The sequence below is a fragment of the Nocardia altamirensis NBRC 108246 genome, assembly GCF_001612685.1.
GTDB classification, from domain to species: domain Bacteria; phylum Actinomycetota; class Actinomycetes; order Mycobacteriales; family Mycobacteriaceae; genus Nocardia; species Nocardia altamirensis.
The window spans coordinates 1-11,009 of record NZ_BDAY01000141.1; the positions used below are offsets into that span (position 1 = coordinate 1).

The 11,009-nt window shown below is 66.4% G+C and carries 9 protein-coding genes and 1 pseudogene; 2 read left to right on the top strand and 8 right to left on the bottom strand.

The genetic code is table 11. The features are described from left to right. Positions 1-220: 220 nt before the first annotated feature. The 5 genes from NA11_RS43155 to NA11_RS47285 form a co-directional block, all read right to left on the bottom strand. Positions 221-1,216 carry a sulfate/molybdate ABC transporter ATP-binding protein gene (locus NA11_RS43155; protein WP_069167915.1) on the bottom strand — a complete coding sequence of 332 codons (996 nt, stop codon included), beginning with the start codon at positions 1,214-1,216 and terminating at the stop codon, positions 221-223. Further along, positions 1,213-2,019 carry a sulfate ABC transporter permease subunit CysW gene (gene cysW, locus NA11_RS43160; protein ID WP_069167921.1) on the bottom strand — a complete coding sequence of 269 codons (807 nt, stop codon included), beginning with the start codon at positions 2,017-2,019 and terminating at the stop codon, positions 1,213-1,215. Before cysW ends, NA11_RS43155 begins: the two co-directional genes overlap by 4 nt. A 142-nt stretch (positions 2,020-2,161) precedes the next feature. Then, complete coding sequence (cysT, locus tag NA11_RS43165) at positions 2,162-3,055, bottom strand: sulfate ABC transporter permease subunit CysT (protein WP_439957148.1); 894 nt, start codon at positions 3,053-3,055, stop codon at positions 2,162-2,164. Between the two features lie 30 nt (positions 3,056-3,085). After that, a complete protein-coding gene (locus NA11_RS43170; RefSeq protein WP_439957149.1) occupies positions 3,086-4,081 on the bottom strand; it encodes a sulfate ABC transporter substrate-binding protein in 996 nt (331 codons plus the stop codon). A gap of 261 nt (positions 4,082-4,342) precedes the next feature. Next, on the bottom strand, positions 4,343-4,432 hold the full coding sequence (locus NA11_RS47285; RefSeq protein WP_332873269.1) for an Ms4533A family Cys-rich leader peptide: 90 nt from the start codon (positions 4,430-4,432) through the stop codon (positions 4,343-4,345). Between the two features lie 81 nt (positions 4,433-4,513). Here NA11_RS47285 and NA11_RS43175 point away from each other — a divergent pair, with 81 nt between their 5' ends. Further along, positions 4,514-5,575, top strand: a complete 1,062-nt coding sequence (locus NA11_RS43175; RefSeq protein ID WP_069167917.1) for a M48 family metallopeptidase — start codon at positions 4,514-4,516, stop codon at positions 5,573-5,575. A 105-nt stretch (positions 5,576-5,680) separates the two neighbouring features. On the opposite strand, the gene NA11_RS43180 is transcribed toward NA11_RS43175, so the two are convergent. Beyond that, positions 5,681-5,953, bottom strand: a complete 273-nt coding sequence (locus NA11_RS43180; RefSeq protein ID WP_069167918.1) for a hypothetical protein — start codon at positions 5,951-5,953, stop codon at positions 5,681-5,683. A 178-nt stretch (positions 5,954-6,131) separates the two neighbouring features. Here NA11_RS43180 and NA11_RS43185 point away from each other — a divergent pair, with 178 nt between their 5' ends. Continuing rightward, positions 6,132-8,120 (top strand): glycoside hydrolase family 15 protein, encoded by a 1,989-nt coding sequence (locus NA11_RS43185; protein WP_084655597.1) that lies wholly within the window; start codon positions 6,132-6,134, stop codon positions 8,118-8,120. Between the two features lie 81 nt (positions 8,121-8,201). Here the strand turns inward: NA11_RS43185 and NA11_RS43190 are convergent, their stop codons facing one another. Next, positions 8,202-10,010, bottom strand: a complete 1,809-nt coding sequence (locus NA11_RS43190) for a P-loop NTPase family protein (RefSeq protein WP_069167919.1) — start codon at positions 10,008-10,010, stop codon at positions 8,202-8,204. A 68-nt stretch (positions 10,011-10,078) separates the two neighbouring features. Then, positions 10,079-11,009, bottom strand: a pseudogene (locus NA11_RS46110) (hypothetical protein); the annotation flags it as partial.

Consider the following 11,009-nt stretch of genomic DNA (forward strand, 5'->3'; position numbering starts at 1 on the left):
AAGCAACCCGGCTGGAACAAGAGAACCCGTGACCGACTGCGGAGGTCAGCCGGGTACGGCACACGACGCCACCACGCTATCCAGTGCAAACCCCGAGACGGCCGCACTCGCCAGGAGACCGTCAAACCCGCGGAGCAAAGTACACCTCCCGAGATACCTAAACCTGAAGTCTCCCAACGCAACCCACCGCCAAACCCGCACTTACCATCACAGCGGGAAATCAGTGCGCAGGGAGTTCGGGGATTCTGGTGGCACGGGCATAGACGGTTTCGCCATCAGTGAGGCGGAGAGCCTCCGCATCACCACGAGTCACCTGCGCAGCGAACAAATCTCCGGTAGCCGCATTGCGCAACTCAACGCGCACCTCGAACCCCAGATGCACCACCCGTTCAACGGTCGCCCTGGTGACACCCGCCGATTCCGCAGTGCCCTCATCCGCAGCCAACGCCATCGCAGGCTCCCTACCAACACGAATATCATGCGGCCGCACCAGATGCCCGTTGAGCCGCGCCACCGCACCAAGGAACGACATCACGAATTCGTTTGCAGGACGGTCATATACATCCTCAGGCGTACCGAACTGCTCGATCCGCCCCTTGTTCATCACCGCGATCTTGTCGGCCACGTCCAGCGCTTCCTCCTGGTCGTGGGTGACCAGCACGGTCGTCACGTGAACCTCCTCGTGCAGCCTGCGCAGCCACGTACGCAGATCGGCACGGACCTTGGCATCCAGCGCGCCGAACGGCTCGTCGAGCAACAACACCTGCGGATCGACCGCAAGAGCACGAGCCAGGGCCATACGCTGACGCTGACCGCCGGACAACTGCGCCGGATACCGATGCTGGAACCCGTCGAGCCCAACAATGCCGAGCAATTCGTCGACACGCTTGGCGATTTCGGCCTTGGGACGCTTACGGATCTTCAGTCCGAAGGCCACATTGTCGCGGACCGTCATGTGCTTGAACGCAGCGTAATGCTGGAAGACGAACCCGATGTCGCGCTTCTGCGGCGCCACCCTGGTGACGTCGTTGCCCGCGATCACCACGATGCCGGAGTCGAGCGACTCCAGCCCCGCGATCGAGCGCAGCAGCGTCGACTTGCCCGACCCCGAGGGCCCGAGCAGAGCGGTCAGCTCGCCGGAGGGGATGTCGATGGTGACATCGTCGAGCGCGGCGAACGAACCGTAGTTCTTCTTCGCATTGGTCACGGTGATCATTTGGTGCCCCGCTTGCGTTCGAGGAGGGTCATCAACAGGAGGGTCACGAGCGCGATACCCATCAGCAGCGTCGCCGCCGAGTATGCGCCGAAGGTGTTGTGGTCGTTGATGTATCGGCCGTGCACCAGCAGTGTCAGAGTCTGCGACTTACCGGGAAGCGCCGAGGAAACCATGATCACCGCGCCGAACTCGCCGAGCGAGCGTGCCACCGTGAGCACCACACCGTAGGTGAGGCCCCAACGGATGGCGGGCAACGTGATTCGCCAGAACGTCTGCCACCGCGTGGCGCCGAGGGTTGCCGCGGCCTGTTCCTGATCGTCGCCGATCTCGTGCAGCACCGGCTCGACCTCGCGCACCACGAACGGCAGCGTGACGAAGATGGTGGCGATCACCATGCCGGGCAGATTGAAGATGACCTTGAAGCCGAGGTCTTCCAATCCGCCGAACCAGCCACCCGCGCCCCACAGCAGGATCAGCGCGACACCGACGACCACCGGCGACACCGCGAACGGCAGATCGACGATCCCTTGAACCAGGGTGCGGCCCGGGAACTTTCCGCGCACCAGCGCGATCGCGGTGACGACTCCGAAGACCACGTTCACCGGAACCACGATCGCCACGATGATCAACGACAGCTGGAACGCCGAGATGGCGGCGGGCGTGGTGATCGAGTCGATGAACGCGCCAGCCCCCTTCTCGAAAGTCCGCCACAGAATGATCACCAGCGGCAACACCAACAGCACGAGCAGGTAGCCGAGTGCCACCACCCGCAGCGAAATACGCGTCGGCCAAGAAAGATTCACCACGCCCCCCATGGGTGTACTGCAGGCCGTACCTGGGTGGGTATACCGCGATCGGGGAAGCGAAGCGCCCCCGATCGCAGACCAGCGCCTGGTGCGCTCGACGAAAGCCGAGCGCCAGCGAGGTGTCGTCGAGCGGGCCTGTTCACCGGGCCTCCTGCTCTTTACGGACGCTTCGCTCGGCAAGCAGGCGAAGCACAAGCAGGGACGCGAACGAGATGGCCAGCAGCGCAACGGAAACCGCTGCCGCGTTGATCGGCCGGTCGATCTCGATCTGCTTCTGGATGTACTGCGAGGCCATTTCGGTCTCGCGCGGAATGGCGCCGCCGATGAGCACCACCGACCCGTACTCGCCGATGGCGCGGGCGAAAGCCAGGCCGCCACCGGAGATGATCGCCGGAGCCAGCGTCGGTAACACGATGCGGCGGAACGTGGTCCAGTTGCTCGCGCCGAGTGAGAGCGCGGCCTGCTCGACCTCGCGGTCCACCTCGATGAGCACCGGCTGCACCGAGCGGACCACGAACGGCAGCGTGACGAACGCCAACGCCACCACCAGACCGGGCTGAGTGGCGTTGAGGTGGATGTCGATCGGACTCTGCGGCCCGTACAGCGACAGCAGCACGATGCTCGCCACGATCGTCGGCAACGCGAAGGGTAGGTCGATCAACGCGTTGACGATGCCCTTTCCCGGGAACTCGTCGCGGACGAGTACCCAGGCGATGAGCGTGCCCATCACCACGTTGATCAGCGCGACCACCACCGAGACGAACACGGTGATCCGCAGCGAGTCCAGCGCCGCAGGCGCGGTGACCGCGTCCACGAACCCGGACCAGCCTTCGTCGAAGGAGGTCACGGTGAGCGCGGCCAGCGGAAGCAGCACGATGATGCTGAGCCACAGCACCGCGGTGGCGATGCCGAGCGGACCCACCGAGCCGGTCACCCGCAGCCACGACCAATTCCAGCGCGGGGTCGCAGGCGCTTTTTCCGGGCCGCCGGGAGCGGGCGCTGACCCGATCCCGGCGGTGCTGCTGTCAGTCACAGTCGTCCAGTATTCCGTGCGCCGAAGCGGCTACTTGGTCGCTTTGTCGTAGATCACCGCGACGGAGCCGGTGTTCGGCGTGAACAGCTCCTTGTCGACGGTCTTCCAGCCACCGAGGTCGCTGATGGTCCACAGCTTCTGCGGCGTCGGGAAGTCCTTGGCGAAGTCGGCGGCGACCTTCGGGTCGACCGGGCGGAAACCGGCTGTCGCCCATGCCTTCTGACCGGCCGGGGTGTAGAGGAAGTCGCGGAAGGCGACGGCCTTCTCCTGGTTCTTGCTCGACTTCAGCACCGCGACCGGGTTCTCGATCTTGAAGGTGACCGGCGGCACGAAGTGCTCGATCGGATCGCCGTTGCGCTCGGAGAACAGGGCCTCGTTCTCGTAGCTGAGCAGCACGTCGCCGGTGCCCTGCAGGAACGTCTCGGTGGCTTCCCGGCCGGACTTCGGCTGCACCTTCACGTGGTCCTTGGACACCAGCTGGCTCAGGTAGTCCAGGCCTGCCTGCGGGTTCTTGCCGCCGTCGGACTTGGCCGCGTACGGCGCGAGCAAGTTCCACTTGGCCGAGCCGGAGCTGAACGGGTTCGGGGTGACCACCTCGACGCCGGGCTTCAGCAGGTCGTCCCAGTCCTTGATGCCCTTCGGGTTGCCCTTGCGGACCACGATCGCGACGACCGAGCCGAACGGAATTCCCTTGGTGGCGTCGGCATTCCAGCTCGCGTCGACCAGGCCTGCGTCGACGAGGCGGGTGATGTCCGGCTCGACCGAGAAGTTCACGATATCGGCCTCGGCGCCGTCCTTGACCTTGCGGGACTGGTCGCCCGAGGCACCGTAGGAGCCGTTGACGACGACGTTCTTACCCTTCTCGGTCTTGTTGAACTCCGGAACGACCTTGTCGAAACCGGGCTTCGGCACGGCGTACGCGTAGAGGTTCAGCGTGCCGCCGCTACCGTCGGCGCCACCGCCCCCGGTCGTATCACTGGCTCCGCCACCGCATGCGGTAAGGACGACCGCCGCGACCGAGGTCATGGCGACGATGATGTAACGCTTACGCGGGGAAAGCCAAGATTTGCTAGACATTTCGGGGTGGACCTTTCCTACGGACCGCCGACTCTCGGCATCGAGCGGCAGGGAAAACTACTGTTGGATCGGTAGACCTGTCACCGCAGCAATGCGGCAATGGCGCGCCTATCGGTCGGATCGACCGTCGGGGTTCCGGAACGTCTGCGAAAAGGTTGCACGCCAGTCTACGAGGTGAGGTAGGGACGCGCAGACGTACCGGTTGGCCGATCAGCGACAGAGAATGTCTGCGACTGCGAGATTGCCGACAGCGATCAACGCCAATTCATGGCGGACCAGCGGGACGGCACTCGAAGACACGGGCAGACTGTAGCAGAGCACATTGTCCGGATTCGAATTACCAAGAGTTACAGAGCTCCAGGAAGAGGGGGGTTTCATCCCATGACTACCAGCCCAGATCGTGTCCGCGCCCGGTTCCCCGGCATCAGCACCCGCGCGTGGGAGCACCCCGCCGACCGCACCGCGCTGGTCGCGCTGCGCACGCTGTCCGGATTCGACATCCTGCTGCGCACGCTTTCTGGTTTGCTGCAAGAACGCCAGCACCGCCTGCTCTACCTGGCGACGGCCGTGCGCGTCGACGAACGGCAGTTCCGTTCGCTGCATCAGCTGCGGGAGGACTGCGTCAACACGCTCGACGCACGCACCACGCCGGAGATGTACGTGTTGCAGACACCACACGTCAACGCATTCACCATCGGCATGGACACGCCGTTCATCGTGCTGACCACCGGCTTGATCGACCTGATGGACACCGAGGAGCTGCGTTTCGTCATCGGCCACGAACTCGGGCACGCGCTGTCCGGGCACGCGGTGTACCGGACGATGCTCATGCATTTGCTGCGGCTCACCTCGAGCATCGGCTGGATGCCGGTGGGCGGCTGGGCATTGCGCGCCATCGTCGCCGCGCTGATGGAATGGAGCCGCAAGTCCGAGCTGTCCGGCGACCGGGCCGGGCTGCTGTGCGGGCAGGACGTCGACGCTTCGGTGCGGGTGCACATGAAGACGGCAGGCGGCACCTGGATCAAGGAGATGAACCACGGCGCCTTCCTCGAGCAGGCCGACGACTACGAGCGCTCCGGCGACCTGCGCGACGGCGTGCTCAAGCTGCTCAACCTGGAACTGCAGAGCCATCCGTTCTCGGTGCTGCGCGCCGCGGAGATGCGCCGCTGGATCCAGAGCGGGGAGTACGACCGGATCGTGGCAGGCGACTATCCGCGCCGCGACCAGGACCGCAACACCAGCCTCGGTGCGGAGATCAAGGAAGCCGCACGCAGCTACCGTGAGAACTTCGACCAGTCCGAGGATCCGCTGATCAAGACCGTGCGCAACCTCGGCCGCGACGTCGGCGCCGCGGTGAACACGGTTGGTCAGGAAGTCACCGACACCGTGTCCAAGATCGGCAAGCGGTTCGACGACTGGCGCAAGGGCGATCGGGAGAACTGAACCTGAGCGGTGATCACCCGCTGAGCACTCAGCGGGTGATCAGCCAGGCGACGACGATGAGGACGAGCAGCGCGATGAGCGCGAGTTGGACGCGCGAACGAGGCATCAGCGGGCGCCGCTCTGCACCGTCGGCCTGGCTTCGGCCGCTGTCAGCACCGGCTCCGTGACCTCGGGCAGGACGGGCAGGTAGCGGGCGGGCTCGAGGTCGTGCTTGCGGTCGAGCACCCGCAGCACGGCGCGCAGTGCGCGGTCGAGCAGGTAGGCGATGAGGAAGCTGATCGGGACCATGCCTACCAGCACAACGAGGAACTGCGGGATGAACGGGAGTCCCGCGACCCACAGCTCGAAGCTGTCCCACCAACCTGCGATCCGATGCACGAGCCCAGCCTAGTAGGTCCACCTGAGAGCTCGGCAAGCCAGAATTCCCGCCCCGCCGCCCGAGGCCCGAGTCCGATCCCCCACACGCCAAGCCCTACCAGCCGGCGCGTCCGGGTCCAACCACCCTTGGGAGGCCTGCGTTTGGCTACGGCGGGCATGCGGATGGATACAGTGAGGTATGGCGTCTTCCGATGACTTCGCCGGCGATCCACCGGAGGCTCTCGTAGTGCCCGACCGGTCGATCGAGGCGCGGCGGCACAGCGTGTTCCCGCCGATCGACGACTACGCGTTCCTGTCCGACTGCGAGACCAGTTGCCTGGTCGCGAACAACGGCGCCGTCGAATGGATGTGCGTGCCCCGGCCCGATTCGCCGAGCATCTTCGGCGCCATGCTCGACCGAAGTGCCGGGCACTTCCGACTCGGACCGTACGGCGTCAATGTGCCCGCCGCGCGCCGCTACCTGCCCGGCGGGATGATTCTGGAAACCACCTGGCAGACGCAGACCGGCTGGCTCATCGTCCGCGACGCGCTCGTGCTCGGGCCGTGGCACAACAACGACCAGCGCTCCAAGACGCACCGCCGCACACCGATGGACTGGGATGCCGAGCATTTGCTGCTGCGCACGGTGAAGTGTGTGAACGGCACGGTCGAGCTGGAGATGAGCTGTGAACCCGCCTTCGACTACCACCGTGCGCCTGCCCGCTGGGAGTACACCGGCAAGGTCTACGAGGAAGCGACCGCGGTGCGTTCCGACGACCCGAGCGCCGGACCGACCCTGGTGCTGACCACCGACCTGCGGCTCGGTCTGGAGGGCAGGGAGGCCCGCGCCAACACCAGGCTGAGCGAGGGCGACGAGGTGTATGTGGCGCTGACGTGGTCGGAGTTGCCCGCGCCCAAGACGTATCAGGACGCGGCGCAGAAGATGTGGCAGACCTCCGAGTGCTGGCGCCAGTGGATCACCCTGGGAAATTTCCCGGATCACCCGTGGCGCAGCTACTTACAACGCAGCGCGCTCACCCTCAAGGGCCTCACCTATGCGCCGACCGGCGCGCTGCTCGCCGCCGCGACCACGTCGCTGCCGGAAACACCTGGCGGCGAACGCAATTGGGACTACCGCTACACCTGGGTCCGCGATTCCAGCTTCGCGCTCTGGGGCCTCTACACGCTCGGCCTCGATCGCGAGGCCGACGACTTCTTCGCGTTCCTGCGGGACGCCACCACCTGTGAGAACGGGGATTCCGTTCCGCTGCAGGTGCTTTACGGCATCGGCGGCGAACGCGAGATCACCGAGGCCACCTTGGATCATCTGAGCGGCTACGACGGCGCCCAGCCCGTGCGGATCGGCAACGCCGCCTACAACCAGGACCAGCACGACATCTGGGGCACCATGCTCGACGCGGTCTACCTCCACGTGAAATCACGCAGGCAGGTACCGGAGTCGTTGTGGCCGTTGCTGGAGCGCGAGGTGCGGGCGGCCATCGCGCACTGGCGCGAACCCGACCGCGGCATCTGGGAAGTACGCGGCGAGCCACAGCATTTCACCTCCTCGAAGGTGATGTGCTGGGTGGCGCTCGACCGCGGCGCGCAACTGGCCGAGCTACACGGTCAGACCAAGCATGCCGGCGAGTGGTACGCCATCGCCGACGAGATCAAGGACGACATCCTCGCCAACGGCGTGAACGCCGACGGCGTCCTCACCCAGACCTACGGCGGCGACACCCTCGACGCCTCCCTGCTGCTTGCGGTGTTGACGCGTTTCCTGCCGCCGGACGATCACCGGATCCGCGCCACCGTGCTCGCCATCGCCGACGAGCTCACCGAGAACGGCCTGGTGCTGCGCTACCGCACCGAGACCACCGACGACGGATTGTCCGGCGACGAGGGCTCTTTCACCATCTGCTCGTTCTGGCTGGTGTCCGCGATGGTGGAGATCGGCGAGGTACAGCGGGCGAAGCAGCTGTGCGAACGCCTGCTCAGCTTCGCCAGCCCGCTGCGGCTCTATGCCGAGGAAATCGATCCGCGCAGCGGCCGTCACCTCGGCAACTTCCCGCAGGCGTTCACCCACTTGGCCCTGATCAACGCCGTCACCCATGTGATCCGCGCCGAGGACTACCGCAACTCGGGCGGCTTCCAGCCCGCGCACAGCCCCGCGAATCATCCTGCCTGACAGGGTTATTCGCTACTCAGACGACCAGCCGGACGAATCAGCCGAGCAGCGACGGGCTTTCCTGACCCGTCGCTGCGGTGGTCAAGCGGCGGCAGCCGCCAGACCGTCGGCTTGCGCACGCAGGCCGCGCAGTCTGCCCATGTGCTCGTTCAGGGCCGTGATCCGGTCGCCGCTGTTGTCGCCGTACTTCGCTTGCGCGGCTTCGGCCAATCGCAGTGCGTCGTCGGCCTGCTTGGACACGTCGGCGGCGATGTCGGTGAAGTGGTCGCGCAGTACTCGCTGCATGGCGCGCAAGCGGTTTCGCGATTCCTTGCTCACCTGGAAGATCACGTCGTCCATCAATCGGGCGACCGCGACCTTGGCTTCGGCACGACGGCGGGTCTTGCGATTCTGCCGGTCGTCCCACAGCGCGTTGGCGCCGAGCAGCAGACCCGCGCCTGCGGAGTACCAGTTCACCAGCCCCATGCCGAGCAGGCTGGTGGCCAGACCCACCATCAGGATGCCGCCGTAGGAGCCGCGCAGACCGGACAGCAGCTGCTGCACCACACCGGCTTTCGCACTTTCGAGCGGTTCCAGCGGCTGCACCGGCTCCAGCACCTCGCCGGGCTTGTCCAGTCGCATATCGGGTAACGGCGCAGTGCGGTTGTCCGCCAAGAACTTCGAGGCCACCTGCTCGGACAACTCGACGGAGCGGTAGTGCGCCATCACGAAGTTCTCCTCGACCGCCTCACAGATGCGCGCATCGAGATCGGTGGCGAACTCTTTCCAGCGTCGGGCCGGATCGGTCCGCGCGATCTCGGCCTCGGCGTCGCGCACCAGGCTGCGCAGCCGGTGCCGCAGGTCGTGTTCGATATCGGCCATCAGCTCTGCGCTGCCGTCGAGCAGGGTGACCTGCCAGTTCGCCGTGCGCTGCCGCAGCTGGTCGGCGTTGTCGCGGGCACGGACGAGCTTGTCGGTCATCTCGGCCCTGCGCCGCGGATCACGCAGCGCCTCGGTCTCATTGCGCATCGTCAACGCGAGATGGTCGCTGACCAACCGGATGTCCTGGATCGCGGCCTCCATCGCGACGCCGTCGGCGCGACCGACCACATAGTCACGCAGGTGGTCGATCAGTTGCGGCACACCGGATTCGATATCGCGCTGATAGTTGCCGGTCAGGCCGGCCTGCCGATGCAGTTCGGCCGAGACCGGCGCCACCGCGAAGCCGAGTCCCGCGGCGTCGAGCAGCTCGCGGTTGCGCTGCTGGGTGTGCGACCAGTGCGGGTACTGGTCGATCTTGTTCAGCACGCAGATCACGGTCGGGCAGATGTGCTGGATGCGCTGCAGGTAGGCGATCTGCTCGACGGTCAGCTCCGCGGCCGCGTCGCCGACGTAGAGCACGGCATCGGCGGCGGCGATCATCGACCATGCGGTGTTGTCGTTGGGGTGTGCGCCAGGCGCATCCATCACGACGACCCCGTCGGCCAGCAGCTGACTCGGCTGGGTGAACTCGGCCCTGACCACCCCGAAACCGGAGATGGCCGGACCGGGATCGAGCGGATCCACCGACTGGCGCTCGATCCGGCCGTCGATCGAACGCACCAGCGTCGCAGTCGGTTCCGGACCGTACTCGACGATGACGGGCACGCTCAGGTCGCTGTCGGTCGCGCTGACCGACGCACCGACCAAACTATTGACCAGCGTGCTCATCCCGTTCTTGGGCTCGCCGACGACGACGAGCCGAACCCGGGGATCGCTCACCCTGGCTCGCACCATGCCAAGACGGCTGCCGAGATCGTCCCGGCCTGCGAATCGGGTCATCTCCCGCAGTTCGTCAAGGATCCGGATGAGCGGCGCCATCGCGTCCGGGTGTTTCACCGTCGCGGCCTTCAGCCGGGCTGCGGCAGACAAGCCTCCTCCTTCATGTCTTGGTTTCAATCGATACGGACGCCCCTCCGCGCACCGTCCTGGCTACGACGTTATGTCCATGCCCCCGACAGCAGGTCGTGGTGGGTGTCCGGCAGCGCCGGGTCCGGCAGCGAAGAGTCCGGCAGCAACCCGCCGGACAAACCGCTGCTCGTGGCAGCAAGCGTTGCGTGATCGACGAACGCGGAGTGGTCGGCCAACGGCAGCAGGGTCGCTGCGTGCGGATCGCTGATCGGCTGCGCAATCCCGCCTGGCTTCGGGTCGAAGACGGGCGGCTTGTACGAAGGCACCGGGACCTGCGTCGGGGCAGGCTGGTGGTTGTTCGGCACCTCGGCCGTCGGCATGGTCCCGCCGTGCGGCGGCAGGGTCGGCACCGCCACTGTCGGCATCGACACGGTCGGCTCGGTGTGCGGCACAGTCGGAATGGTGGCCCCGCCCTGGTTACCGCCCGGCAAGGTGCCGGTGGGGACCGTGGCAGTCGGGTTCGAGTCCGATGGCACCGTCGGGATGCTCGGCACCGTCGGCGGGTTGGTCACGGTGGGGATGGTGACACCACCCGGGTCGGTCGGCTTTTCCGTCGGCTTCGGGACCGTCGGGACGGGCACCTTGCTGGTCGGCAGGTCCGGCAGGGTGATGCCACCGCCGGTGTGCGGCGTGGTCGGCGTGGTCCCGCCGGGGAAACCGGGGATGCTCGGCACGGTGATGTCGCCGGGAATGATCGGGTTCGGCACCGGCTTGATGACGGTGGGCGGCACGGTCGGCACCGTCGGCGTCGTGACATCGATGGGCCGCGTGTCCGGCACCACAATCGGCTTCACCGGCGTCGGCCGTGCGTGTTCGAACAGCGCGGGCGCCTCCGCCGCGGGCACCGTCAGCACCGACGGACCTGCCGGTGGCGTAAACACATTCGCGATCGGCGTGGTTGCGGCGTCCGGCTGGATCGTGGTCTGCAACGGGGTGGCGACCACCGGCTGCACAGCGGCC